This window comes from Nitrosococcus halophilus Nc 4 (genome assembly GCF_000024725.1).
In the GTDB taxonomy this organism is placed as follows: Bacteria; Pseudomonadota; Gammaproteobacteria; order Nitrosococcales; family Nitrosococcaceae; genus Nitrosococcus; species Nitrosococcus halophilus.
The window spans coordinates 3537567-3564562 of sequence record NC_013960.1 but is presented as its reverse complement, the minus strand read 5'-3'; the positions used below and the strand labels follow the sequence as shown (position 1 = coordinate 3564562).

Below are 26996 nucleotides of genomic sequence, written 5' to 3'. Positions count from 1 at the left end.
TAGAGAATGAATACCGAATTTTTGGAGTAGAGGAGTCATGGGAAAGATTATTGGCATTGACTTGGGGACCACCAATTCTTGCGTGGCTATCATGGAGGGGAATAAGACCCGCGTGATCGAGAATGCTGAGGGTGATCGCACCACCCCTTCAGTGGTGGCCTTTACCAAAGAGGGCGAAACATTGGTGGGCCAATCTGCTAAACGGCAAGCGATCACCAACCCTCAAAATACCCTGTATGCAATTAAACGTCTCATCGGGCGCCGTTTTGATGAGGACGTGGTCCAGCGGGACATTAAAATGGTGTCCTATAACATTGTAAAGGCCGACAATGGGGATGCCTGGGTGGAGGCGATGGGCAAAAAAATGGCCCCGCCGGAAATCTCAGCGAACGTGCTCCGCAAAATGAAGAAAACGGCGGAGGACTATCTGGGCGAAGAAGTGACCGAGGCGGTCATCACGGTACCGGCTTATTTTAACGATTCCCAGCGTCAAGCCACCAAGGATGCGGGCCGGATAGCCGGGCTTGAAGTGAAGCGTATTATCAATGAGCCTACAGCAGCGGCCTTGGCCTACGGCCTAGACAAGAAACGGGGCGATCAAAAGATTGCGGTCTATGACCTGGGCGGTGGTACCTTTGATATTTCTATTATTGAGATCGCAGAGGTGGAGGGAGAGCACCAGTTTGAAGTGTTATCCACCAATGGCGATACTTTCCTCGGCGGCGAAGATTTCGACAAGCGAGTTATTGATTATATCGCCGATGAGTTTAAAAAAGAGCAAGGTATCGACTTACGCGGCGATCCCTTAGCGATGCAGCGCCTCAAGGATGCGGCGGAGAAGGCCAAGATTGAACTTTCCTCTAGCCAACAAACAGAAGTCAATTTACCCTATGTGACGGCGGATGCTTCAGGTCCTAAGCATCTCAATATTCGGATCACGCGGGCCAAGCTGGAAGCTTTGGTGGAAGACTTGATTGCCCGCACTATTGAGCCTTGTAAAATTGCCCTCCAGGATGCGGGACTCAGTGCTTCTGAAATCGACGAAGTGATCTTGGTGGGTGGACAAACCCGCATGCCCAAGGCCCAAGAAGCGGTCAAGGAATTTTTTGGCAAGGAGCCCCGTAAAGACGTGAATCCGGATGAAGCGGTGGCCGTGGGTGCTGCCATTCAGGCTGGAGTCCTGGCGGGTGAAGTCAAGGAAGTGCTGTTGTTGGATGTGACGCCCCTGTCTCTAGGTATCGAGACTCTGGGGGGGGTCATGACTAAGTTGATTGAGAAAAACACCACCATTCCCACCCGCAAAGCGCAGGTTTTTTCCACCGCCGAGGACAACCAAACGGCAGTCACCGTTCATGTTCTCCAGGGCGAGCGGGAGCGAGCAGCAGATAATAAGTCCCTAGGCCGCTTTGACCTGGTTGGTATTCCCCCTGCACCGCGGGGTATGCCCCAAATCGAGGTCACCTTTGACATCGATGCCAATGGCATCTTGAATGTCTCCGCTAAGGACAAGGCGACAGGCAAGGAACAGTCCATTGTCATTAAGGCCTCAAGCGGGCTATCAGAGGATGAAATCGAAGGCATGGTTAAGGATGCTGAAACCCATGCGGAGGAAGATCGCAAGTTCCGGGAGCTGATTGATGTCCGGAATCAGGGTGATAATTTGATTCATGCTACGGAAAAGTCCATGGAGGAGCTAGGCGATAAGCTTGAGGCCGATGAAAAGAGCAGGATTGAGAAAGCGATTGAAGAGCTCAAGACTGCTATGAAAGGCGATGATAAAGCGGCAATTGAAGCCCGGATCAAGGAGTTGACCGATGCCTCTGCTAAAATGGCCGAACGCATTTATGGGCAACAAGCTGAAGAGCCCAAAGAAGCCAAAGGGGAAGAAAGCAAGGCAGCCGAAGAAGGGGTTGTGGACGCTGAGTTTGAGGAAGTCAAGGAAGATAAAAAATAGCAAAAAAAGCGATGGTAACCCAACGAGGGTGGCACAGGCGTAACCTGAGGGCGCCTGTGCCTTGGTGTATCTAGCGATCAACACGGCTATGGGCCAAAGCTTTAATGCTGGCCGTGGTAGCTGAGGTTTTGAGCGCTAAAAGGCGGAGAGCTGATAGTTCGGAGAATGGCAAAGCAAGATTACTACGAAATTCTGGGGGTGGCGCGGAATGCCTCCGACCCTGAAATTAAGAAGGCCTATCGACGCCTGGCCATGAAATATCATCCGGATCGCAATCCTGGTGACAAGACTGCCGAGGACCAATTCAAAGAGGTTCAGGAGGCCTATGATGTTCTCTCCGACGCCAGGAAGCGCACGGCCTATGATCAGTTTGGGCACGCTGGGGTAGGTGCGGGTGCAGGCCCTGGAGCTGGAGGGGGATATGGTTTTGAGGGCGGCCCCAACTTTGGTGACATCTTTGGTGATGTTTTCAATGATATCTTTGGTGCTGCCGCAGGCCGCGGGGGTAGACGGCAGGCCTATCGGGGTGCTGATCTTCGCTATAATTTGGATCTCACTTTGGAAGAGGCAGTTGCAGGCACCACCGCCAAGATCCGCATTCCCACTTATGTAAAATGCAAAACCTGTGAGGGTAGCGGGGCCAAGCCAGGAACCTCGCCCATTACCTGTCCTACTTGTGATGGCCATGGTCAAGTGCGGATGCAACAGGGTTTCTTTTCCCTGCAACAGACTTGTCCACGTTGTCATGGCAGTGGCCAGATCGTGAGTTCTCCTTGCTCTGATTGCCACGGTGAAGGTCGGGTCCGGGAGCATAAAACGCTCTCGGTGAAGATTCCGCCAGGTGTAGATACTGGCGATCGGATCCGTCTGGCTGGAGAAGGAGAAGCCGGGGAAAGTGGTGGGCCGCCAGGTGATCTTTATGTTCAGATACAAATCAAAGCGCATCCGATCTTTTCTCGGGAGGGCGATGCTCTCCACTGCGAAGTGCCGGTCAGTTTTGTCACTGCCGCCTTAGGCGGAGAGTTGGATGTGCCTACCTTGAGCGGTCGGGCAAAGCTCAAGATCCCGGCAGGGACTCAGTCAGGGCAGGTTTTCCGCTTAAGAGGTAAGGGCGTCGCACCTGTTCGTGGCGGACCCACAGGTGATTTGCTGTGTCGGGTGATGGTAGAAACACCAGTGAATTTAAACGAAGAACAAAAGGAATTGCTGGAAAAATTCGAAGCTTCCATGAATCGGAACAAGAAACATAGCCCTAAGCATCATTCCTGGCTGGAAGGTGTAAAACACTTCTTTGAAGAAATGAAGTTCTGATATCCTTTGAACTCATCCTAAATATTTAAGTACGCGAACCCTATCCCCCGAGGTGGCTTGAGGTATTTTTACCCCCTCGGGTTTGTTATTTTTGTTCATAGAAGAAGTCACCAGGAATGAGGTCCATGATCCGAGTAGCTATCAGTGGTGCCGCCGGGCGCATGGGACGCACCTTGATCCAGGCTGCCTGTCAGTATGAGGGCATTACCCTTGGAGTCGCCAGTGAGCGTCCTGACAGTAGCCTGATTGGCAGTGATGCGGGAGAACTGGCAGGGGTGGGAACATTGCAAATCCCCCTAGTGGGTAATTTGAGTGAGCATGGGGAGGCTTTTGATCTGCTGATCGATTTCACGCAGCCTAAAGTATCGCTGGCCAATTTAGCCCTCTGCAAAGACCAGGGCAAGGCTATGGTAGTTGGCACCACTGGATTTACCCCAGAACAGCGTCAGGAGATTGCGAGGGCGGCTATTGAGATTCCGATCGTGCTGGCGCCCAACATGAGCGTGGGGGTTAACCTTTGTTTAAAGCTCTTAGAGATGGCCGCCCGGGTGTTAGGGGATGAGGTGGATATTGAAATTATTGAGGCCCACCACCGCCATAAGATGGATGCTCCCTCTGGAACCGCTTTACGCATGGGGGAGGTGGTGGCTGAAACCCTGGGACGGGATCTGAATCAGTGCGCCGTTTATGGGCGGCGAGGATTCAGCGGTGAACGGCCAAGGGAAAGCATAGGATTTTCTTCTCTCCGCGCAGGCGATATCGTGGGTGAACACACCGTGATGTTTGCGGCGGACGGGGAGCGGGTAGAGATTGGCCATAAGGCCTCAAGCCGCATGACCTTTGCTTTGGGAGCTATGCGCGCATCCCATTGGGTCAGCAGCAAACCTCCTGGGCTTTACGATATGCAGGATGTACTTGGTCTATCTAAAAAGGTAAGCTAAGAGTTTTTTTCGCGTTTTTGGCGCTTCTCTGCTAGAGTATTGCGCCCCGTTATATAAGAGCACTTTAGAAGGCTTGGGCCTATAGAATTCCTAAAGTCATTGTCTGGCGAAGGAGCGCAGTAGGGTAAGGCTACGCGCCAAGGCAAGATTTAAGACAAGATTAATTTAACGTAATTTAGGAGGTAAGCAATGCCTTCTCGCAGAGAATTGGCTAATGCCATCCGTGCGCTTAGCATGGACGCAGTGCAAAAGGCGAAATCCGGTCACCCTGGTGCCCCCATGGGGATGGCGGATATCGCTGAGGTTTTATGGAATGATTTTCTCAGGCATAACCCTAATAACCCCCAATGGGTGGATCGGGATCGATTCGTACTGTCTAATGGGCATGGCTCTATGCTGCTCTATTCTTTGCTTCACCTGAGCGGTTATGACGTAAGTATGGAGGACATCAAGCAGTTCCGCCAGCTTCATTCCAAGACTCCGGGCCATCCCGAATACGGGTATGCCCCAGGTGTTGAGACCACCACTGGACCGTTGGGTCAAGGCCTTAGCAATGCCGTGGGCATGGCTCTAGCTGAAAAAATATTAGCGAGTCAGTTCAACCGCGATGGTCATGAAATCGTTGATCATTACACTTATGTGTTCCTCGGAGATGGCTGCTTGATGGAAGGGATCTCCCATGAGGCCTGTTCCTTGGCGGGTACTTGGGGATTAGGGAAGCTGATTGCTTTTTATGACGACAACGGTATCTCCATTGATGGGGATGTGGACGGATGGTTTACCGACGACACGCCGAAACGTTTCGAGGCCTATGGGTGGCAGGTTGTGCGCGGTGTCGATGGGCATGACCCAGAGGCCGTACGCCAAGCCATTGAAGAGGCCCGTTCAGCTACCGATAAGCCCACCTTGATTTGTTGTAAGACTTTGATTGGTTATGGCGCCCCTAATTTAGCTGGGAGCCATGATTGTCATGGAGCGCCCCTTGGAGAGGATGAGATTGCGGCGACCCGTGACAAATTAGGTTGGTCCCATCCTCCTTTTGAGATTCCAGAGGAAATTTATGGGGGCTGGAATGTAGCTGAGAAAGGCAAGGCAGCAGAAGCGGCTTGGGATGAAAAGTTTGCCGCCTATAAAGCCGCTTACCCAGAGTTGGCGGCGGAATTTCAGCGCCGGCTCCAAAATAAACTTCCTGAGAGTTGGGAGGCTACCGTCGCCGAGGTTCTCCAGGCGGCTGATAGCAAGGCCGAGAAAATTGCGACCCGCAAGGCCTCTCAAAACGCTATTGAAGCTTATGCCCCTGTCCTGCCGGAGCTATTGGGCGGATCGGCGGATTTAACGGGCTCCAATCTCACCCATTGGTCGGGTTCAAAGGTGATCGGCAAAACGGCTGCTGATGGTAATTACCTCCACTACGGGGTGCGGGAGTTTGGGATGTCGGCCATTATGAACGGGGTTGCCCTACATGGTGGTTTCATTCCCTATGGCGGAACCTTTTTAATGTTTTCCGAATATGCCCGTAATGCGGTGCGGATGTCTGCGCTCATGGGGGTGCAAAGTATTTTTGTCTATACCCACGATTCCATCGGTTTGGGTGAGGATGGTCCGACCCACCAAGCGGTGGAGCAGGCGGCCACCTTGCGCTATATTCCACGCATGTCGGTATGGCGCCCCTGTGATGCGGTGGAAAGTCTGGTCTCCTGGAGGGCGGCTATTGAGCGCAGAGATGGACCCACCTCTTTGCTGCTTACTCGCCAGGGGGTGCCCCATCAGCAGCGAACCCCTAAACAGATGGAAGATATTCGCCGTGGCGGCTATATCCTGCGTGATACGGATGGCAAGCCAGATGTCATCATGATTGCCACTGGCTCTGAGGTTGCCTTGGCAATGGAAGCTGCTGAAACGCTGGGCGGCAAGGGCATCAAAGCGCGGGTGGTTTCTATGCCTTGTACGGATGTTTTCGATGCCCAAGACGAAACCTATCGTGAAGCGGTTCTGCCTTCTGAGGTTAGGGCTCGAGTGGCAGTGGAAGCGGGAGTCACCGACTATTGGCGGAAATATGTTGGGCTCGAAGGTAAAGTGTTGGGTATTGATACTTTTGGAGAATCGGCCCCAGCCCCAGAAGTGTACAAACACTTTGGCCTTACCGCGGAGAATCTGGCCAAGATTGCCGAAGGGTTGATTTCTTAAACGGGTAAAATTTTCTATTCAGTACGCTGCCTGGAAAAGTGGCAAGGCCGTTTCCAACAGCGCTAGTGTAATTTTTTGAAATAAACGGAGATAGAGCCATGGCGATTAAAGTTGCAATCAACGGTTACGGCCGTATTGGTCGCAATGTTTTGCGCGCTTTGTACGAGCGCAATCGTACCAGTGAGATCCAGATCGTAGCCATTAATGATCTGGGAGATGCCAATACCAATGCCTATTTAACCCAGTACGATACCGTACATGGTAAGTTTCCCGGTGAAGTCTCCGTCGATGGCGATTATCTGATCGTCAACGGCGATAAAATTCGGGTGTTGGCCGAAAGAGACCCGGCTAAATTGCCCTGGGGGGAATTGGGCGTGGACGTGGTACACGAGTGTACAGGTTTGTTCGCTACCAAGGAAAAAGCCTCGGCCCACCTTCAGGCGGGAGCTAAAAAAGTGATTATCTCCGCGCCGGGGGGTGGAGATGTGGATGCCACTATCGTCTATGGTGTCAACCATAATTCCTTAAAGGCCTCTGATACGGTGATCTCCAACGCCTCTTGTACGACCAACTGCTTGGCGCCTCTCGTTAAGGTGCTCCAAGATAATATTGGGGTCGAGCATGGGTTGATGACGACGGTCCACTCTTACACCAATGATCAGGTATTAACTGACGTTTACCATAAGGATCTCCGTCGGGCCCGCTCTGCTACCCAGTCCATGATCCCCACTAAAACGGGGGCGGCGGCAGCAGTCGGATTGGTACTGCCAGAACTGAATGGCAAATTGGATGGTTTTGCGGTGCGGGTGCCGACCATTAATGTTTCCTTGGTTGACCTGACTTTTGTGGCCTCCCGTAATACCAGCAAGGAGAGCATTGATGGAATGATGCGGGAGGCGGCTACAGGTGACTTGCAAGGGGTGCTCGCTTATAACGACAAGCCGCTTGTTTCCATGGACTTCAATCACGATCCTGCCTCTTCAGTGTACGAGGCTAGCCTGACTAAGGTGATGCAAGGCAATTTGGTCAAGGTATTGGCATGGTATGATAACGAGTGGGGCTTCTCCAATCGCATGCTGGATGCCACCGTTGCCCTGATGAATGCCAAGTGAGTTAGCCAATGGGGCGTGGGGCTGTCCCTCGGGACGGCCTCACACCGCAATCCCATTGAAATTAACATTGAGAGACGCTTAGTCTAGCCTAGTTGGGCGATTCGCCTTTAGGCCATGCCTTTACAAGGAGTGAGCTCCATGTCCATTCTAAAGATGACCGATTTGGATCTTGCCGGAAAGCGGGTCCTGATTCGGGAAGACCTTAACGTGCCCTTGAAAGGGGGTAAGGTTGCCGACGATACCCGTATCCGAGCATCCCTGCCAACGATTCAACAGGCGATGCAGGCTGGTGCTAAGGTTATGTTAATGTCACACCTAGGGCGTCCCACCGAGGGTGAATTTGATCCAGCCTTTTCTTTGGCTCCCGTGGCCGATCATTTGTCTCATTTATTGGGCCAGGAAGTCCGTTTGGTCTCAGATTGGCTAGAGGGCATAGAGCTTAGTGAAGGGCAGGTGGCTCTATGTGAGAATGTCCGGTTTAACCCGGGAGAGAAGAAAAACGATGAGGCCCTAGCCAAGAAAATGGCTGCTCTCTGTGATATTTATGTGATGGATGCCTTTGGCAGCGCCCATCGGGCGCAGGCCTCTACCCACGGGGTCGCCCAGTACGCGCCGACCGCTTGTGCGGGGCCTTTGCTGGCAGGAGAGTTGGAGGCTTTGGAGAAGGCCTTGGATAATCCTGCACGGCCCCTCGTCGCCATTGTGGGTGGCTCCAAGGTTTCTACTAAGTTAACGGTATTGGAAAGCCTGTCACAGGTGGTCGATCAGCTGATTGTGGGGGGCGGTATTGCCAATACCTTTATCGCCGCGGCAGGTTACAATGTGGGCAAATCCCTCTATGAAGCGGATCTATTGGAGACTGCCAAGCAGTTGAGAGTTGCGGCCCAGGAGCGGGGTGGGGATATCCCGCTGCCCGTCGATGTGGTATGCGGTAAGGAATTTTCTGAGAGTGCGGAAGCCACCTTGAAGCGGATCGGCGAGGTGACAGAGGATGATATGATTTTCGACGTTGGCCCTGAGACCTCGAAGCATTTTGCGCAAATATTAAAGGGGGCAGGGACTATCGTCTGGAATGGTCCTGTGGGGGTGTTCGAGTTCGATCAATTCGGTGAAGGGACTAAAGCGCTGTCACTGGCAATTGCTGAAAGCCCAGCTTTTTCTATTGCAGGCGGCGGAGATACCTTAGCGGCAGTGGCAAAATATGGTGTGAGTGATCAGGTTTCCTATATTTCTACCGGTGGGGGGGCCTTTCTGGAGTTTCTGGAAGGGAAGAAACTACCGGCAGTTGCTATCCTTGAAGAGCGTGCAAGCCAGTAATTAGAATGCTGTTTTGTCTATTCTTTGGGGTTTTGCTCGGTTGCAAAGAATAATATCGGGGAGGGCTCCGGAAAAATTATGCTAAGACGAACCAAAATCGTCGCCACTCTAGGTCCAGCGACGGATGATCCGAAGATCTTAGATCAGATCATCGAAGCGGGAGTTGATGTGGTCCGTTTGAATTTTTCCCATGGTCCCCGTGAATTAGACCGGGCCTGTGAATTACACCGAGAACGGGTGGAATTGGTACGGAGCCGGGCCCAAGCCTATGGGCGGCAAGTGGGGGTATTGGCCGATTTGCAAGGGCCGAAAATCCGCATTGCCAAGTTCAAGGTTGGTAAAGCAAATTTGGAGGATAAGGCCCGCTTTACCCTCGACGTTAGTCTGCCGGACGAGTCAGGTGATGAAAGCCAAGTTGGCGTAGATTACAAAGGCTTGGCGGATGATGTGAATCGAGGTGATACTTTACTTCTGGACGATGGCCGGATTGTGCTGTGGGTGGAGGAGGTCATAGGCCCGAGGATTGTTTGTCGGGTGGTGATCGGTGGCGTTTTGTTAAATAACAAAGGCATCAATCGCCAAGGGGGCGGTCTTTCAGCCAAAGCGCTGACGTCTAGGGACCGGGACTATATCCAATGTGCTGCTAAGCTTCAGGCCGATTATTTGGCCGTGTCTTTTCCCCGCAGTGCCGATGACCTCAATGAAGCCCGAGAGCTATTTCAGGCTGCAGGTGGCCGGGGTGGAATTGTGGCCAAAATCGAACGTGCCGAAGCCTTAGAGAATTTGGAAGAGATGATTGCTGCCTCTGAGGCGGTAATGGTTGCCCGGGGAGATCTCGGTGTTGAGATTGGGGATGCCGCCCTGCCGCCAGTGCAGAAAAATATCATCCACTTGGCACGGAAGATGAATAGGGTGGTGATCACCGCCACCCAGATGATGGAGACGATGATTAAAAGCCCGGTTCCCACTCGAGCCGAGGTTTTTGATGTGGCCAATGCGGTATTGGATGGTACCGATGCGGTGATGCTGTCTGCGGAAACGGCGTCCGGTGATTTTCCAAGCAAAGCCGTAGCGGCGATGGACCGAATCTGCCGCGAGGCTGAAAAGCAATACCAGGTTACCGTCTCCACCCATCGTATTAATACCCGTTTTAATCGGGTAGATGAGGGGATTGCCATGGCGGCCATGTATTTGGCCAATCATTTTGATATCAAGGCGATCGCAGCGCTTACCGAGTCCGGTTCTACCCCCCTATGGATGTCCCGTATCAGTTCCGCTATCCCGATTTATGCCTTGACGCGGCATGTGGAGACGCGTAGAAAGGTAACCCTATATCGTGGTGTTTGCCCCGTAAGTTTCGATGTAAATTCTTCTGATCATGCCCTCATCAACTCTGAGGCGATCAGTGAATTACAACGTCGAGGGGCGGTGCGTGATGGAGACTGGGTGATTATTACTAAGGGTGACCTTACCGGCGTGCAGGGAGGCACCAATGCGCTGAAGGTGGTCCAGGTCGGCGATATGGTCAAGCCTGCGGGATTATGACTCAAGGCCTCAACGCCCTATCGGCGCTTCAAGATCGCTATAAAATAGCCTTTATAAGGCAATCGCCACTTACAGGATTTAATAAGAACTATCATTTTAGAAGCTTAATCAGATTATATTGCTAACTGTGTGAGGACAAAAAAATGGCCTTAATTACGTTGCGTCAATTGCTTGACTATGCTGCGGAGCATAACTTTGGTATCCCAGCATTTAATGTCAACAACATGGAGCAGGTGCATGCAATCATGCAGGCGGCTGAGGCTGTCGACAGCCCGGTCATCATGCAGGCTTCGGCTGGGGCCCGCTCCTATGCCGGTGAGCCGTTTTTGCGTCACTTGATTGCGGCGGCGGTGGAGCAGTACCCCCAGATTCCGATTTGTATGCACCAGGATCACGGGGCGGAACCTGCAGTGTGCTTGCGCTCCATCCAGTCTGGTTTTACCTCGGTGATGATGGATGGTTCTTTGATGCCGGATATGAAGACTCCATCAAGCTATGAGTACAACGTCAATGTGACCCGACAAGTGGTGGATATGGCCCACGGTGGCGGGGTTTCCGTGGAAGGCGAGTTGGGTTGCTTAGGTTCCCTGGAAACCGGTATGGCGGGAGAGGAAGATGGATCCGGTGCTGAAGGTCAGCTCAGCCACGATCAATTGCTCACCGATCCCGAAGAAGCGGCTGATTTTGTCAAGAAGACTAAGGTGGATGCTTTAGCCATTGCCATTGGCACCAGCCACGGAGCTTACAAATTTACCCGCCCACCGACTGGGGACATTTTGGCCATTGAGCGAATTAAGGAGATCCATGCTCGGATTCCTGACACTCATTTGGTGATGCATGGTTCTAGCTCAGTGCCCCAGGAATGGTTAAAGATCATCCATGAGTTCGGCGGCGATATTGGTGAGACTTATGGCGTGCCTGTAGAGGAAATCCAAGAAGGAATCCGGCACGGGGTGCGGAAGGTCAATGTGGACACCGATTTGCGTCTAGCGGCGACTGGTGCTGTCCGCAAGAATTTGGCGGAGAATCCGAAAAATTTCGATCCCCGCAAATACCTTAAGGCTTCGACGGCGGCTATGAAGGATATTTGTCAGGCCCGTTTTGAGGCTTTTGGTTGTGCCGGTCACGCTTCCAAGATTAAACCCCTTTCCTTGGAAGTTATCTCCAAGCGCTATGCGAGCGGTGAATTAGACCCGCGAGTGAACTGATGATGGGTTCCCCTAGTGGGGAAACGGTAACAAAGGGCGGGTTTAATCCCGCCCTTTGTGTATCTAGCCCGGGTGTTTTGCACGAACCTAGATGGAGAGCGATAAACGAAACTCATTGGCCTGCCATTGAGGGTGCTCACACCAGGAGAGCATCCGCCACTGGAAAACTGCTATCGCCCTGAAAAATAATTCCTGCCTTGGGCTAGACTTGTTGAAAGCGCCTGACCGGTGATATCCGTAGGGGTTAATGAGCACTCAAGCTTCGGCTTCGGTAAGGCGTTTTGCCAACGCCTCGCTCAATTGCTCGATCGCCGATCCCATAATAAGTCCCGCATGGGTATGGTAAAGGCAAAGTTCACAGCGCACCGGTTCGTGAAGGCCATAGCGATCGATGGTTTCAAAAGAGCGCCAGGCAAGGACCGGTTGATCTTGATGAAAGCTATCCACGCATAACCACATATGGTTATCCAAGATGACTTCAAGCCCGCGGTGGGCGGGTAATGCAACTCGCAAGGGCCGCCCTAGCCGCCGCAGCGCGAGCCGCACACGATTGAAATCAGTCGCTTCAATCGTTTTTGGCAGCACCCGCAGGGGTGATGTCTCGCTAGATATCTTCACGGCTCTCAGTACCTATGCTGTCTTCAGGCTTCGTAAACACTATTTGTATCGAGCTTGCCTTCCTTAAACACGCGACTTGCAAGGATATCCTCGGCTTCGATCGTGATTAAATCGAGTTTAGTCAGTTTACTGCTGCGCGATGCAAAAAGCCGGTTTGCCTGACGCAAGCGTGCCCGATCCAAAGCATTGCGGATAGAGCGTGCATTGGCAAAATGGGGTAGTTTCATGCGCACTGGAATGTACTCGGCAAGCGCCTTTTCACCCTCCGGGCTTAAACGATAGTTCTGGTCCGCCAGCATGAGCTTGGCAATGGCCATGAGTTCTTCTGGCGAATAGTCGGGAAAATCAAGATGGTGGGCGATGCGCGAGCGCATACCAGGATTGCTTTGGAAAAAGCGATCCATTTTATCCTTGTAGCCGGCTAAAACCACCACCAGGTCATCACGGTTGTTTTCCATCACTTGCAGTAGAATTTCGATCGACTCTTGGCCGTAATCGCGCTCGTTTTCCGGCTTATAGAGATAATAAGCCTCATCAATGAACAGCACGCCGCCCATGGCCTTTTTAATGACTTCCTTAGTCTTGGGCGCTGTATGGCCGATGTATTGGCCGACCAGATCGTCGCGGGTCACGGTGACTAAATGGCCCTCGCGCACATAGCCGAGCCTTTTCAAGATCTCACCCATGCGCAATGCTACTGTGGTTTTGCCGGTGCCGGGATTACCGGTGAAACTCATATGTAGGGTGGGTGTCTCGGAGGTTAGTTCGAATTGCCTCCGCAATCGATCCACCAGCAGAAGTGCCGCAATTTCACGGATACGGGTCTTAATCGGTTTCAAGCCAATCAGCTCCCGGTCTAGTTTGTCCAGCACTTCTTGGATATTGGAAGCCTTGAATTCAGCCTCCAGATCTACTTGCGCCTCATCCGTGAGTTCGGCTGAGCGTTCACTGGCCTCAGTATTCTCGGAATAATTCATGACATCCGCTCCCATTGCAGCGTTATCATCGCTGGTGACGGGCCATTGTGGACCCGTCACCAGCAACTCTATTAATACCGCTCGCCTTCCGGCTTATCCGTCGCATAGCTGCGTACGGTATAGTTGATATGGCGCCCTTCCACTTCCTGCCGCACTAGCCCGAAGCCAGGCTCGTTTTCGGGGCGATTGACGATAAACGACATGCAGGGCGATTCGACCCCACGGTCACTGTTAAACGCCGTTACTCGGATGTAGTGGTTGGGGAAAGTTTTACGGCAATCGTTAACTTCCATCAGAATCCCGGCGGGATCCTTCAGGTCGAACATGGGCATGCCAAACATTTCCCAATAGGTATTGCGTGGATGGGGATCATCGGTGTACTCCACATTGACCGCCCAGTTATTTTTCAGCGCATACTTGATCTGCGCGAGGATCTGATCGTCCGTCAGATCGGGCAGGAACGAGAACTGCCCCTGGGTGATACGGTTTCCGTGATTGGTCATCATAAGCTAAATCCTCCTAGGCTCAAACGCTGGTCGTGGCCGTCGGCACGAAGTCGGCGGTATCGGTCGATTCATAATTGAAGGTGATATCTTTCCAAGTATCGAGGGCAGCCTTGAGCGGCGAACACCACTTGGCGGCATCCTCAAGGATTTGGGGACCTTCCTTCATGTAATCGCGTCCCTCATTCCGTGCCATGATCATCGCTTCAAGGGCCACACGGTTGGCGGTCGCGCCTGCTTGAATACCTTGGGGGTGACCGATGGTGCCACCACCAAACTGCAACACCACATCTTCGCCAAGATAGTGCAGTAACTGATGCATTTGGCCCGCATGAATCCCACCAGAGGCCACCGGCATCACCTTATTCAAGGATGCCCAATCTTGGTCAAAGAAGAGTCCATGCTCGAGACTTGTCGGAGTGTGCCGCTCCCGCAAAGTGTCGTAGAAACCTTTAATCATGAGGGGATCACCCTCTAGCTTGCCCACCACGGTACCGGCATGGATATGATCGACACCGGCCATCCGCATCCACTTACAGATCACACGGAAGTTCATGCCGTGATTCTTTTGCCGGGAGTAGGTTGAGTTGCCGGCGCGATGGAGGTGCAGAACCATGTCATTCTTCCGTGCCCATTTGGCCATGGATTGAATAGCGGTGTAGCCGACCACCAGGTCAATCATGATGATGACTGAACCCAGTGATTTAGCAAATTCAGCCCGCTCGTACATATCTTCCATGGTGGCTGCAGTCACATTGAGGTAATGTCCCTTGACTTCGCCGGTAGCTGCAGAGGCCTTATTGACCGCTTCCATGCAGTAGAGGAACCGATCACGCCAGTGCATAAACGGCTGGGAATTGATATTCTCATCATCTTTGACGAAGTCCAGGCCGCCTTTCAGGGCCTCGTAGACTACGCGACCGTAATTTCGTCCGGAAAGGCCGAGTTTAGGCTTGGTGGTGGCGCCGAGTAAGGGGCGGCCGAATTTATCCAAACGCTCCCGCTCCACGATGACACCGGTGGCTGGTCCCTGGAAAGTCTTTAGGTAAGCTACCGGGATGTGCATGTCTTCCAAACGTAGTGCCTTGACCGCTTTGAAACCGAACACGTTGCCGATGATTGAGGCGGTCAAGTTGGCGATGGAGCCCGGCTCGAACAGATCCAGATCATAGGCAATATAGGCGAAATATTGCGCCTCGGTTTTGGTGCCTTCGCCGGTGTTGGGTACTGGGTCTACGCGGTAGGCCTTGGCTCGGTAGAGTTCGCAGGCGGTCAGGCGATCCGTCCACACCACCGTCCAGGTGGCGGTAGAAGATTCGCCCGCTACTGCGGCGGCGGCTTCCGCAGGATCGACACCGGCCTGCGGGGTGATACGAAACATCGCGATGATGTCGGTTTCCTTGGGCTTGTAGTCAGGTTCCCAATAACCCATCTTTTTATAAGGGATAACGCCGGATTTATAACGCTCTTTCCCTTCAGCCATCGTTTCTGATTTTCCCATTATATTGCTCCTCTTTAGAGTTAGACTGTCCACCTCCGTCTTTACTCATTTAGCTTGTAAAAGTAAAGGCGGATGTTTTAGAGCTCACCAAGACAGGGAAGTCTCCTAGTGAGAACTAAGCCCTGTGAACAAAAACATAATTTGTGTTCACCCTAAAAAAGTATAACGGTTATTTTTATAATGACAGTCAATACTTTTGATTATTTTGATAAGTTAATACTTATAATGATGCGAATGTGCCTATGACTCTCTGCTAGTTTTATGGCTTTGGAGAGGCAGAGTAAAGTTGTCCAATTGGGCTTTTTGAACCGGTTCCTGGCGAGAATAGAAGAATTGATCGGCCACATGGAGGAGGGACAAATATCCTTGGAAGCCATATCCGAAATCGGTGAACGCCTCGAAAGAAACTTTGTTTTCTGGCCGGTATTGCAGCTCATCAATTTCACTGCCGGAAGAGCGATCCTCGTTGTCTAAATGGGTATAGCGGACCCGTAATCGCAGGCGTTCCCAAGGTCGGGTTTCCCCGGTCAGTTCAATGCCCCGGAAACGGTATTCCTGGTTGTTTTCGAAGCGATCCGTTAAGCGGTTTTTTTTCGATGAAGTCTTCCACATCGGTGTAGGAAAGGACGAGATCGACGGAGTTAGCAGAATTAAACTGGTAGCGGGCGCCGATTTCATAGAGGTAAGCCGTTTCAAAATTTAGATTGGGATCGCCGGAAATGCTCTCATAGAGTTGGCGGATGGAGGGAACCCGCACTTTCCGGGATACTGAGGCCCGGAATCGAGTCTGAGGGCTAAGATCATAATAGGCGCCCGTAATGAAGCTGTTGCTGTTATCGCTGGAGCCCTGTTCCCGAGCCTGCCAGTGATGTCCATAACTGAAGATTAATCCCAGCTTCGGTAAGGGCTTGAAGCTGTATTCCAAGGCTGCGGAATAGACGAAGACTTCATTATCTTGAGCAAGGGGTTGGCTGCGATTACGGGCGGTCTGGATAAATCCCGTTTCATCAAAGCTTTCGCGACGGCCATCGAAAGCAACAGACAATAAGCCTTCGGGACCAAACTCAAAACTGGGCTGGACATGGAAGCCCATGACCCGGTTAGTATTCTCTTTGTGAAAATTGTTCCGGTCAGTAATCGTATTATATTGATTATCATCGTATCGATTTTCTTCTTGATCCAGGCTATTGAAGTAAAGCCAGGATCGGGCTGCCCAAGGTACCGTAGGGTCAAAGGTGGCCGCTAGCTGAACCGAGTAGCCTTCCAAGTCATCGACCCGTTCAAATCGGGGTCTGGATGCGAAAGGATCTTTGTTATCGTCAATGACGATAGGGGGAACTCCCTGCTCGCCGTGGGTATGGTTGAAGGTCAGGCCCAGTTGCCAGTCTTGGTTCGGGCGATAGCCCAGGTTGGCAAAGAGATTAGCGCGTTCCCGGTCGCTGTTTTCCCGCAGTCCTTGGCCTTGAAGAGCGGTGGGTTCAAAGTCGTCGGAAAGCGGGAATCCCTGTTGGTTTTGATGGCTGACGCTAATAAAGAAGTCCGTATCCTGTTTGGCCCCACTGAGGCGGCCCCATACGCGGTGGTGATCGCCGTCCTCCCGCTCGGCACTAAGCACTGCCCGCAACCCTGTCACCCCCTTGCGGGTGATAATGTTAATCACGGCGCCGATGGGGCCTTCGCCGTATAATTCGGAACTAGCGCCGGTGGTGAATTTAATCTCGGCGATTTGCTCTGTGGGAATGAGGGTCGGGTCAAATTGGCCATCAAATTCGGTAGGGGGTGTGGCTATTGCCGTCCCAAAGAAAAGGGCGCAGAAACAACACCCGAGCCCAAAAAAACCAAGTCTTTGATACCAATTTCATCTAATTTTGCATTGTATAAATTCAGCTTAAACAAGCACTTGAGGTCTTAATAAATTGCATTCTTTGATTAAATTGGTATGAGTAGCAGGCGGCGCTGTTATGGGAAGTATAGGGAATGGCGGGGCTGACCAACAGTTGGTGGCGGGTGACTCCTTCTAGGATTGCCAGGCCTTTTTCCTCGAGTTGAGCCCCTAGGGTTCGGGCCCGATAACCGGTGCCGCGACTCTCCCGGTTATCGGTATCATCGATGCCAATGAAGTAGCGGGTAGACAAAGGCTCAATGGATGGCATAGGTCCTAAGTAAGACCAGGGTGAGTGGGTTTGCTCCCTAACGGGTTAAACCCATAAATAGGAGCGGTAATTTCTCCGGCAGACGCTGCACATGATCAATAATAGTATAGCCATTGTTGCCAAAAATGCGGGCGACATAGGCATCGGCGTCGGGATCAAGGGTCAAGCAATAGCTCGTTACCCCGTGGGTGTGGAGCTCTTCTACGGCTTTCTTGGTATCCTGGCGTAGATATTGGGGATCTCGGACATCGATGTCGGAGGGCTCGCCGTCAGAGACCAAGAGCAGCAATTTTTTCTGTTGAGGCTGCTGTTGCAGGTAATGTCCGGCATGGCGGAGGGCGGCCCCCATCCGGGTAGATAGGCCTCCTTGCATCCCCGCTAGGCGCGCTTTGGCGTCATCATTGAAAGGTTGATCAAAATCTTTGAAGCGGTAGTACTGGACATCATGGCGGCCATCGGAGGCAAAGCCATGAATAGCGAAAGGATCCCCCAAACCATCGATAGCCCAGCCTAAAAGGCTGGTGGCTTCCTGGGCCAGTTGTCGTACTGGACGGTCCGTTCCCGGCAGGATTTCATTGGTGGATTCGGAAAGATCCAACAACACCAGCACTGCCAGATCCCGGGTCTTGCGCAGATAGCGGATGTTGATCCGCAGATCCGGGGTGATGCCCATGCGCAGATCCACCATGGCCCGAATGGCGGCATTGATATCGATGTCATCTCCTTCTTCTTGATGCCGCTGACGGATAACCCCTTGGGGCTGGAGCGCATCAATAATGTGCTTCAGCCGGTTGGCCACCGGGCGGTATTCAAGCAGGGTGTTGGCTACAATATCGGGATTTCCTTTGGATTGGCGCCGTTCTAGTACCGTGACCCAGTCGGGCCGATGAAGTTGGACCTGATAATCCCACTCCGGGTAGTGGTAAGGTTCGCTGACCGGCTCTTTCCCTTCGAGTTGGTTAATGCTGACCCCGATGGGGTCTCCATCCCGGAAAAATTCACTTTCCAGGGTCCAGATTTCCTGGGCGTCGTCATCGGCCAGCTCGCAATCTAATTCATTGATCATTTCCATGACATTGACTTGCTTGCGGACCTGTCGCTGGCTGGCAGGAATATACTCGGCTTCATGCCAAACTTGCTCGGCAAAAGCCCAGATATAGCGGTTATCATCCCGATAGGGGATATCCAGGCTCTCTAGGACTCGTAAGCTGGGAATGGCGGCATTTTCCGCTAACCGGTTATAGAAGGTGACTCCTAGATCCCAACTGATTTGGGAGTTTTCCGGGGTCTCCAAAAAGCGTTGCCGAAACTCGGTGGCGGCAGCCATTACCCAGGGATCTGAGACCTCATAGTTTTCATCCAAGAGGGCTTGGGCCAGGCATTCAACTCGCACCAGCACCGGATCAGCGTTGGATTGGGTTTCCTCTGTGGGGTTAGCCTGGTGAAATTGCAACCAAAGCTGTTTGAGGCCGGGAAATTGGCGGATAGCCAGGTGTTCGATACGGGCATCTTCAAAGACCCCAATAAAGAACATTTGGATTGGACTGAGGGCCTCCGCTGAAATAGGCTGAGTCATATACACCAAGTGGGCAGCGGCATGGGCAGCGGCAGCCCGATAGAGTTCAACACCCGGGAGTTCCGCGTAGTCGTCATAGGCGTCAGGTAGGTGAATCACCCGTTGTTCAATATATACGGGCATGCCTTGGCGGGTTTCAAAATCCCCGGAGGTGGGACGGAGAAAGAAATCCCGCCCCCATAAAGCGCGCAAATAAAAGTTAAGCTTGCGGTGGGAGTCGACGAACAGGGTTCCCCGGCGCTCCCGTTTTAGCACCGCTAAGCTATCTGCCGAGGCCAGATTGAAGTAATCGGCGAGGGCCTTGAAGTCCTGGCCATGGGCTTGGATGCCCCACATGGCCCAGCGTCGCAGTCCACCCAAAGTCAACTTTTCAAATAGCTGGTCCAGGTGAGCGAGCATGGGGCGTAGTCCCCGAGGTGCTTTGGCGGAAAGTTGGTGGATAAGGCTGAGGTAACCCCGCAGCAACTCCGCATCTCCAAGGCGACGGCTCACCAGGGGAAGGCTGGCGAAAAGCAGTCCAATGACTTCCCCACTGGTCATGGAGGAAAGTTTCATGGCGCCAGTGACCACGTCTTGAATAATCTCTTCACCGACCTCTTTGACGACTAAAGGCATCTCCTGGAGATAGGTGATGACTAGATCCGAACTCCGTCCCAACTGCACTAGAGCTCGAGCCCCTTCCAGGTAATTATGCAGCCCAGCGGGGGACATCAATCGGGCCGCTTCGGCAAAGCTGGCCTCAAAAGTATCGTGGATGGTGGGATCCGCATCCTCCAGGTATTGGCGATAGTCTTCTATGGAGAGCTTCATGTGGGTCGCGCTTTATTTAGTGACGGATGAGACAAAAGATTGATCGAGATAGCGGTTCAAGCTGTTAAAAAAAGGTGCTGACGGCGGCGTCCAAGGTGTCGCGCATATCAGGGTCATCGGTCAAGGGCCGTACCAGGGTCATTTGGCAGGCTGCCTTAGGATCAATGCCTTTGGCGACCAACTGTCCGGCATACACCAATAAGCGGGTGGAGATCCCTTCGTCCAGCCCGTGGCCTTTTAGATTGCGACCCCGGTGGGCGATCTGAACCAGCTTACTAGCCGCCTCCTGCTCTAGCCCCGTCTCATGGGCGATAATCTCGCTTTCAATGTCAGCGCTCGGGTAGTCAAAATCAAGGGCCCCGAAGCGCTGCTTGGTAGACTGCTTGAGGTCTTTCATCAGGTTCTGGTAGCCGGGATTATAAGAAATCACCAGTTGGAAATCTGGGTGGGCGGAGATCAGCTCCCCTTTTTTGTCCAAGAGCAGGGTGCGTCGATGATCGGTTAAGGGATGAATGACCACGGTGGTGTCTTGGCGTGCCTCCACCACTTCGTCAAGGTAGCAGATAGCACCAATTCGAGCGGCGGTGGTCAGGGGGCCGTCTTGCCAGCGGGTTCCGTTAGCATCAAGCAAGAAGCGGCCTATCAAGTCGGAGGCGGTCATGTCTTCGTTACAGGCCACAGTGATTAAGGGGCGCCCGAGCTTCCAAGCCATGTATTCGATGAAGCGGGTTTTGCCGCAGCCGGTCGGGCCTTTCAACATTAAAGGCATCCGCACCGCATAGGCGGCCTCATAGAGTTCGATTTCCTTATGGACTTCACGATAATAGGGTTCTTCTGAAATGAGGAATTGCTCACGATCGCTCATGTTATTTCGCCTTAGACAGGTAGATAGGGGACAGAAAAAAGCCCCTAGCCGGCAGACCGGGCAGGGGCCTGTTTCTGCTCGGTCAGAACAGTCAGTTTTTCATGGGGCCCCGGAAGATCACCATGGCTGCGCCTTGGGACTGCTTATAGTTGTCATACCCAATCAGGCGCACATGGTGCGTGGGATGGGCCTTGTGGCAGGCTTCCGCTTCCGCCAAGATAGTGTCCACGTCCGTTTCACCGAACATGGGCAGTTTCCACATATACCAGTAATAACTGAAGGCATTCTCTGGCTCAGTATGCTCTATGGCCGGATTCCAACCCTTGCTGACAATGTATTCCACCTGTTTGCGAATCTGATCCGTGTCCATTTCCGGCAAGTAGGAGAAGGTCTCAAACCTGCGGCTCGAGGGATCGCCCAAACTGGACTGATAATCGTGCATCTCACTCATTAAAATATTTCCTCTGATATTGAGTGCTTCACTAAAAATATACCAGCCCCCCAGAATAGGATAGCCTCAGGGGGGCTGGACTCTCAGCGGCCCGCTAGATAGAGGCAATGACCGCCGAGAGCATTGATTGAAAGCTGGGAAGGGGTCGCTTATTTGTGGGCCACGTCTAGTTTGTCAACGGTGTCAAACTCGAATTTAATTTCCTTCCAAGTTTCCATGGCGACTTTGAGCTCGGGGCTGTTTTTGGCCGCTGTCGTTAGGATTTCCTTGCCTTCCTTCTCTATCGGGCGGCCTTGGTTGCGGGCCTCGACGCAGGCTTCCAGAGAGACGCGGTTAGCCGCAGCACCCGCTGCGTTGCCCCAGGGGTGACCTAAAGTGCCGCCACCAAACTGAAGTACCGAGTCATCGCCGAAGATGGCGGTCAACGCGGGCATGTGCCAGACATGGATACCGCCGGAAGCGACCGGGAAGACGCCAGGCATGGAGCCCCAATCCTGGTCGAAGAAGATACCGCGGCTGCGGTCTTCCTTGATGAATTTATCCCGCATGATATCAATCCAGCCTAGGGTTGCCGCCCGGTCACCTTCGAGTTTGCCCACGACGGTGCCGGAGTGCAGGTGGTCGCCGCCGGACAGGCGCAGAATTTTGGCCAACACCCGGAAGTGGATGCCATGCTTGGGGTGGCGATCGAGTACGGCGTGCATGGCGCGGTGGATGTGCAGCAGCATCCCGTTATCTCGGCACCAGTTGGCCAGGCCCGTGTTGGCGCAGAAGCCGCCGGTGATATAGTCGTGCATGATGATGGGGGCTTTTAATTCCTTGGCGAATTCGGCCCGCTTGTACATTTCTTCCGGGGTAGGTGCGGTGACGTTCAAATAATGGCCTTTGCGCTCGCCGGTTTCGGCCTCCGCCTTGTGAATAGCCTCCATGACAAACTCAAACCGTTGCCGCCAGCGCATGAAGGGTTGGGAGTTGACATTTTCGTCGTCCTTGGTGAAGTCCAAGCCGCCGCGCAGGCACTCGTATACGGCACGGCCATAGTTCTTGGCGGAGAGGCCCAGCTTCGGCTTGATGGTACAACCCAGTAGGGGACGGCCATATTTGTCCATTTTGTCCCGCTCGACTTGGATACCATTGGGTGGACCGCCGCAGGTCTTTACATAGGCGATGGGAAAACGGACGTCTTCCAGACGCAGGGCGCGAAGGGCCTTAAAGCCAAAGACATTACCGACCAGGGAAGTAAATACATTGACTACCGAACCTTCTTCAAACAGATCGATAGGATAGGCGATAAAGGCATAAAAGGATTCATCATCGCCGGGAACGTCCTCGATAGCGTAGGCACGTCCTTTATAGTAATCGAGATCGGTGAGCAGATCGGTCCATACTGTGGTCCATGTTCCGGTGGAACTTTCTGCGGCAACCGCTGCGGCAGCTTCTTCACGGGGTACCCCAGGCTGTGGAGTCACCTTAAAACAGGCCAGGATGTCAGTATCGGCTGGGGTATATTCTGGCATCCAGTAAGTTTCGCGGTACTCTTTAACGCCCGCGGTATAAGTTTTTTTCGCCATGATTAGCTTTTTTACTCCTCTATGTTTTTAGTAAGGACAGAACTTAACTTTAATGGGCTCCGTCAGGGTTGAGTGCTGTTCCCTGGCAGGTTATATACAAAAATTCAATATGATGGGCGAAAACAGACTTTCAATTTTACAATCCCGATAATTATAGTAAGCTTTCGATATAATTAATATTCAATAATTTTTATTATTCTCATAATAAAATGCTTATCAATATTTCTCGAGAGCATGAACATGCATGTAACTCTTCGTCAACTTTATGTGTTTGAAGCAGTGACCCGTCACCTTAGCTATACCCGGGCGGCAGAAGAACTCCATCTGAGTCAGCCGGCGGTGTCCATGCAGATCAAACAATTGGAAGATAACGTGGGTTTGGCGCTATTTGAGCAACTGGGAAAAAAAATTTTCCTTACCGAGGCAGGTCAGGAGCTTTACCATTACAGCCAGCAGATTTCCCGGCAGCTAAGTGAGGTTGAGGATGTTCTGGAGGAGCTAAAGGGAAGTCGGCGGGGTACCCTTACGATTGCTGTAGCCACTACCGCCACTTATTTTGCTCTCCATTTGCTGGGTCGGTTTCATCAGCGTTTTCCTGGGGCCAATATTAGCCTCGATGTGACTAACCGCGAAGCTTTGTTGAGGCATTTGGAAGAAAATACAGTTGATATGGTGATCATGGGAAAACCTCCAGAGAGTTTGGAGGTGGTAGCGGAGCCCTTCATGGATAATCCACTGGTTGTTATTGCCCCGCCGGCACATCCACTGGTAGGGCAGCGGGTACCCTTAACCGTATTGCAGCAAGAGACTTTTATCCTGCGTGAGCGTGGCTCGGGTACCCGGATCGCGATGGAACGTTTCTTTGCCCATCTGGGAGCCACGATTACTTCTAGCATGGAAATTAGCAGTAACGAGGCCATCAAACAGGCAGTACAGGCCGGGCTTGGTCTGGGGATCGTCTCTCAACATACGTTGGAGAAGGAGATTGCTTTACAGCGGTTGGTAATCCTAGACGTTGATTCCTTCCCTATTATGCGCCATTGGTACATTATGCACCGAAAAAGCAAGCGCTTCACCGCCCTGCACCAGGCCTTCAAGGATTTGGTCACTGAAGAGGCCCAGGGGTTGGTGCGCAACGCCTAAATAAAATCAGAAATTTTATTGGTACTCCCTCTTAGGATGGAGTGAAAAGGGTTAAAATGTCTTGTCAATTCGGGGGTTAAGCTACCCTTGCTTCGACAAAGGCAATAGTCCGTTGATTCCAATGAAGAGATTTTTCTAAAAACTTGCCGATTTAAAATAAAGCGTTAAAAGAAAAACTAAAGTGTCCGAGATCTTGAAGAGCTTAGTGCAAAATATCCGTCTTCGATGTGATCCCTTAGGGCCTCTCCTCTCTGGTGACCTTACTCTGGCGGAAAAGGCGATGGATGCTTGAGGAGGTAGCATTTTCTGCGGAAAGTATTGATGTCAGATCCTGAACAAGCCCCCACCCCCCATTTCCTCAGTCTTAAATGGAAGGCTGTTTTGGTGTTTAGTCTGGTTCTGGTCACGATTAATGCGTCTTTGGCGGGGCTTGCTTATTTAGGGTTGCAACGCCAATTTGCTTTGCAGCGTGAGCAAGTCTATTTGGATCATATTGAGAAAATTCAGGTTGGATCATATTGAGAAAATTCAGGGGCTTATTAAAAACTCTTACCAGCGCATGGAACAACTTGCCGATATCGTGCCGCTATTGCGGGGAGGCCATGGTGACGATGGCTCTTTGATTAGGCAGATTGAGTCGATATTCAATCGGCATGGGCACTTGTTGCAAATGGTCTGGGGGGTCGAGATAGCGAGTTTCTATTCTTCTGAAAATGAATTATTGGTGTCTTGGGAGCAGCGGGCCGACACGGGTCAGGTTTTGGAATGGGTGTATGCAGCCAATAAAACGGAACAACCGGTTACCGGGCTAGATTGTAAGGATAAATGCATCCAGTACGTAGCGGTTCCTTTGCTTGCCAATAATGAGCGCGCCGGTGTTTTGTTGCTTGGCCGCTCTCTTGCCGATGTGGTACTCGCCTTCCATCAAATCTCCGGCGATGATGTCGGTATCATTACGGCTAGCCGATTATATCCGAGGGGAGGGATTGAGCCGAGTCGATTGTTGCCTGAATGGAACATGCGGGTGACGGCCTTGACCCATGCAGAGCGCAATTTGCTTGTGTTACGTTCGGTTTCTGAAGACCATTCCCTTGCCGCGGTAGGGGAGCAACATGTGTGGCACCACCATTCAGGTCGGGAATATGAAGTTCGTCTGATACCCATTAATGGAACGGATGGAGAAAATCAGGCCCAGTTAGTGGTCATTAGTGATGTGACCAGTGCCCTTGCTGATATTCGGGTCGCGACTCGGCAGAGCCTGCTCGGTGGCTTGATCGGCCTCTTGGTTTCCGAGATTCTGTTGTTGCTCTTGCTGTGGAAACCCATGGCTCGTTTGCAACGGGTTGCCCTAAGTCTGCCTTATTTGGCGGAGCACGCTTTCGAGAAAGTCCGGACGCACCTTGGTCAATCGGTTCGACGCTTCTGGGGTCGAGATGAAATCGATGTCCTTAATAACACCGCCATCACCTTATCCTATCAGCTAGAAGCCTTACAGGCACAGATACGAGAGCGGACCCGCAATTTAGCTGAGCGGGGGGATGATTTAGCGCGGGAGCGGGACTTTGTCACCGGGTTGTTGAATACGGCTCAGGTCATCATTCTGACCCAGAATGCCGCTGGGCGGGTGGTGATGTTAAACCGGCAAGGGTTGGTGATTACAGGCTATAGTGCCGATGAAATTGAAGGCCGACCCTTTAACGAACTATTGGCGGGCGATAAAATTTCTCCCGAGGTGCTCCAGGAATTAGAAGAGCTACGGCTGGGTCGCCGAGAGCAGGTGCGCGTAGATGCTGGGCTTCAGTGCCGGGATGGCAGCCAGCGTACTATTTCTTGGTTCCACTCTCGCTTGCTGGTCCGTTCACCCCGTGATGCCGTGGTGCTTAGCGTGGGGCATGATGTGACTGAAAGGGAGCAGGCAGAGCAGCAACTGGCCTGGCTGGCGGATCATGATCCTTTGACAGAATTATTTAATCGGCGCCGTTTCCAAGGTGAATTCGAGCAAATTCTCATGGCTTCCAAGCGTTATAAGCACAGTGGCGGCCTGCTGTATTTTGATCTCGACCAATTCAAATATATTAACGATACCAGCGGTCATCAAGCCGGAGACGCTCTGTTGCGAATGGTGGCTGACAAGCTACGCCAAGTCGTTCGGGCGAGTGATGTCATCGCCCGTCTAGGGGGAGACGAATTTGCGGTGGTGATTCGCGAGTGTGACGCTGACGGCGCGGTCCAAGTGGCAAGAAAAGTCCGTGCCCAGTTGGGTACCTTAGAATTTCCCGCTCGAGGTCGTAATCATTCCATCTCTGCCAGTATTGGTATTGCGCTTTTCCCGCTCCATGGTACTACCGTCCATGATCTCATGGCCAACGCTGATTTAGCCATGTACCAGGCCAAGGAAGAAGGGAGAGGGGGGTGGCATTTATTCTCGAGCGATGAGCGAGTTCGTGAACGGATGCAGAATCGAGTCTATTGGAAAGAGCAGATCGAGCAAGCGCTTCGGGAAGATCGCTTTTTGCTTTATTTCCAGCCGGTATTGGATATCTGTACCAATACCATAGGCCATTATGAAGTTCTGCTACGAATGCGTGATCCTCGGGGCAGAATTATTTCTCCAGGCCAGTTTATTCCGGTGGCCGAGCAATCAGGTTTGATCCATTCTATCGATCATTTGGTGTTGCAAAAGGCCATTACCAAGCAAGCTAGATTGTGGTCCCAAGGGTATAAGTTGACGCTGTCTATTAATCTTTCAGGACGGGTAGTAGATGATCCCGAATTGGTGCCTATATTAGAAGATTTATTAAGAACGACCGGTGTTGATCCTTCTTCGTTGATGTTTGAGGTGACCGAGACGGCAGCGGTGGCCGATATGATGGCCGCGGCGAATCTGATGCATAAAATAAAAGCTCATGGCTGCCAATTTGCCTTGGACGATTTTGGGGTGGGTTTTTCCTCTTTTTTCCACCTTAAGCAGTTGCCGGTTGATTATGTCAAAATTGATGGTATGTTCGTCCGGCAATTAGTTGAAAACCATCAAGATCGGGTTTTCGTCAAGGCGCTAAGCGAGATTGCCAAAGGTCTTGGCAAGAAAGCCATTGCGGAATTTGTAGAAGATGCCGAGGCCTTGATATTACTCCGCGAATATGGAGTGGATTATGCCCAAGGTTACTATATCGGTCGGCCGGCCCCACATATTATCGAAGCTCCATGTTCCGAGGGGAAGCTAGCTTAGTCCCACCATTCTAGTAGGGGGAAT

At 52.2% G+C, this 26996-nt stretch carries 22 protein-coding genes; 11 read left to right on the top strand and 11 right to left on the bottom strand.

The annotated features are described in order from the left end of the window. Positions 1 to 37: 37 nt before the first annotated feature. The 8 genes from dnaK (at position 38) to fba (ending at position 11575) form a co-directional block, all read left to right on the top strand. Positions 38 to 1954, top strand: coding sequence for a molecular chaperone DnaK (dnaK, locus tag NHAL_RS16760; protein ID WP_013034329.1), 1917 nt, complete (start codon positions 38 to 40; stop codon positions 1952 to 1954). Positions 1955 to 2119: 165 nt separating this feature from the next. Beyond that, positions 2120 to 3265: a molecular chaperone DnaJ gene (gene dnaJ, locus NHAL_RS16755; RefSeq protein ID WP_013034328.1), complete on the top strand. Its 1146-nt coding sequence runs from the start codon at positions 2120 to 2122 to the stop codon at positions 3263 to 3265. 125 nt (positions 3266 to 3390) lie between these two features. Then, positions 3391 to 4206: a 4-hydroxy-tetrahydrodipicolinate reductase gene (gene dapB / locus NHAL_RS16750; protein WP_013034327.1), complete on the top strand. Its 816-nt coding sequence runs from the start codon at positions 3391 to 3393 to the stop codon at positions 4204 to 4206. A gap of 189 nt (positions 4207 to 4395) precedes the next feature. Beyond that, positions 4396 to 6393, top strand: coding sequence for a transketolase (tkt, locus tag NHAL_RS16745; RefSeq protein WP_013034326.1), 1998 nt, complete (start codon positions 4396 to 4398; stop codon positions 6391 to 6393). 98 nt (positions 6394 to 6491) lie between these two features. After that, positions 6492 to 7505, top strand: a complete 1014-nt coding sequence (gap, locus tag NHAL_RS16740) for a type I glyceraldehyde-3-phosphate dehydrogenase (protein WP_013034325.1) — start codon at positions 6492 to 6494, stop codon at positions 7503 to 7505. A 138-nt stretch (positions 7506 to 7643) separates the two neighbouring features. Beyond that, on the top strand, positions 7644 to 8822 hold the full coding sequence (locus NHAL_RS16735; protein WP_013034324.1) for a phosphoglycerate kinase: 1179 nt from the start codon (positions 7644 to 7646) through the stop codon (positions 8820 to 8822). Between the two features lie 78 nt (positions 8823 to 8900). Beyond that, entirely contained in the window at positions 8901 to 10367 is a 1467-nt protein-coding gene (gene pyk, locus NHAL_RS16730; protein WP_013034323.1) for a pyruvate kinase, read from the top strand. A 143-nt stretch (positions 10368 to 10510) separates the two neighbouring features. Beyond that, the gene (gene fba, locus NHAL_RS16725) at positions 10511 to 11575 is read left to right on the top strand and encodes a class II fructose-bisphosphate aldolase (protein WP_013034322.1); all 1065 of its coding nucleotides are present in this window, start codon (positions 10511 to 10513) and stop codon (positions 11573 to 11575) included. A gap of 255 nt (positions 11576 to 11830) precedes the next feature. Here the strand turns inward: fba and NHAL_RS16720 are convergent, their stop codons facing one another. The 11 genes from NHAL_RS16720 to NHAL_RS16670 all read right to left on the bottom strand — a co-directional run bounded on the left by NHAL_RS16720 (position 11831) and on the right by NHAL_RS16670 (position 22600). Further along, the gene (locus tag NHAL_RS16720; protein ID WP_013034321.1) at positions 11831 to 12193 is read right to left on the bottom strand and encodes a hypothetical protein; all 363 of its coding nucleotides are present in this window, start codon (positions 12191 to 12193) and stop codon (positions 11831 to 11833) included. Between the two features lie 23 nt (positions 12194 to 12216). Next, positions 12217 to 13230: a CbbX protein gene (gene cbbX, locus NHAL_RS16715; protein WP_238985384.1), complete on the bottom strand. Its 1014-nt coding sequence runs from the start codon at positions 13228 to 13230 to the stop codon at positions 12217 to 12219. An 11-nt stretch (positions 13231 to 13241) separates the two neighbouring features. Further along, positions 13242 to 13676, bottom strand: coding sequence for a ribulose bisphosphate carboxylase small subunit (locus NHAL_RS16710; RefSeq protein ID WP_013034319.1), 435 nt, complete (start codon positions 13674 to 13676; stop codon positions 13242 to 13244). Positions 13677 to 13695: 19 nt separating this feature from the next. Continuing rightward, positions 13696 to 15174 (bottom strand): ribulose-bisphosphate carboxylase large subunit, encoded by a 1479-nt coding sequence (locus tag NHAL_RS16705; protein ID WP_013034318.1) that lies wholly within the window; start codon positions 15172 to 15174, stop codon positions 13696 to 13698. A 240-nt stretch (positions 15175 to 15414) separates the two neighbouring features. Further along, positions 15415 to 15786, bottom strand: a complete 372-nt coding sequence (locus NHAL_RS21310) for a hypothetical protein (protein ID WP_157862591.1) — start codon at positions 15784 to 15786, stop codon at positions 15415 to 15417. After that, positions 15707 to 16834: a TonB-dependent receptor plug domain-containing protein gene (locus NHAL_RS16695; protein ID WP_041355141.1), complete on the bottom strand. Its 1128-nt coding sequence runs from the start codon at positions 16832 to 16834 to the stop codon at positions 15707 to 15709. Before NHAL_RS16695 ends, NHAL_RS21310 begins: the two co-directional genes overlap by 80 nt. Before the next feature lie 223 nt (positions 16835 to 17057). Beyond that, entirely contained in the window at positions 17058 to 17327 is a 270-nt protein-coding gene (locus NHAL_RS16690) for a hypothetical protein (RefSeq protein WP_041355139.1), read from the bottom strand. 37 nt (positions 17328 to 17364) lie between these two features. Continuing rightward, entirely contained in the window at positions 17365 to 19713 is a 2349-nt protein-coding gene (locus NHAL_RS16685; RefSeq protein WP_013034316.1) for a nitric oxide reductase activation protein NorD, read from the bottom strand. 64 nt (positions 19714 to 19777) lie between these two features. Further along, the gene (locus NHAL_RS16680) at positions 19778 to 20578 is read right to left on the bottom strand and encodes a CbbQ/NirQ/NorQ/GpvN family protein (RefSeq protein WP_013034315.1); all 801 of its coding nucleotides are present in this window, start codon (positions 20576 to 20578) and stop codon (positions 19778 to 19780) included. 91 nt (positions 20579 to 20669) lie between these two features. Beyond that, complete coding sequence (locus tag NHAL_RS16675) at positions 20670 to 21029, bottom strand: ribulose bisphosphate carboxylase small subunit (RefSeq protein WP_013034314.1); 360 nt, start codon at positions 21027 to 21029, stop codon at positions 20670 to 20672. A gap of 149 nt (positions 21030 to 21178) precedes the next feature. Then, positions 21179 to 22600 (bottom strand): form I ribulose bisphosphate carboxylase large subunit, encoded by a 1422-nt coding sequence (locus NHAL_RS16670; protein ID WP_013034313.1) that lies wholly within the window; start codon positions 22598 to 22600, stop codon positions 21179 to 21181. A 240-nt stretch (positions 22601 to 22840) separates the two neighbouring features. Here NHAL_RS16670 and NHAL_RS16665 point away from each other — a divergent pair, with 240 nt between their 5' ends. The 3 genes from NHAL_RS16665 to NHAL_RS16660 all read left to right on the top strand — a co-directional run bounded on the left by NHAL_RS16665 (position 22841) and on the right by NHAL_RS16660 (position 26972). Beyond that, a complete protein-coding gene (locus NHAL_RS16665) occupies positions 22841 to 23743 on the top strand; it encodes a LysR family transcriptional regulator (RefSeq protein ID WP_013034312.1) in 903 nt (300 codons plus the stop codon). Positions 23744 to 24064: 321 nt separating this feature from the next. Continuing rightward, positions 24065 to 24265 (top strand): hypothetical protein, encoded by a 201-nt coding sequence (locus NHAL_RS22105; RefSeq protein WP_013034311.1) that lies wholly within the window; start codon positions 24065 to 24067, stop codon positions 24263 to 24265. After that, positions 24252 to 26972: a bifunctional diguanylate cyclase/phosphodiesterase gene (locus NHAL_RS16660; protein ID WP_013034310.1), complete on the top strand. Its 2721-nt coding sequence runs from the start codon at positions 24252 to 24254 to the stop codon at positions 26970 to 26972. Before NHAL_RS22105 ends, NHAL_RS16660 begins: the two co-directional genes overlap by 14 nt. Positions 26973 to 26996 lie beyond the last annotated feature (24 nt).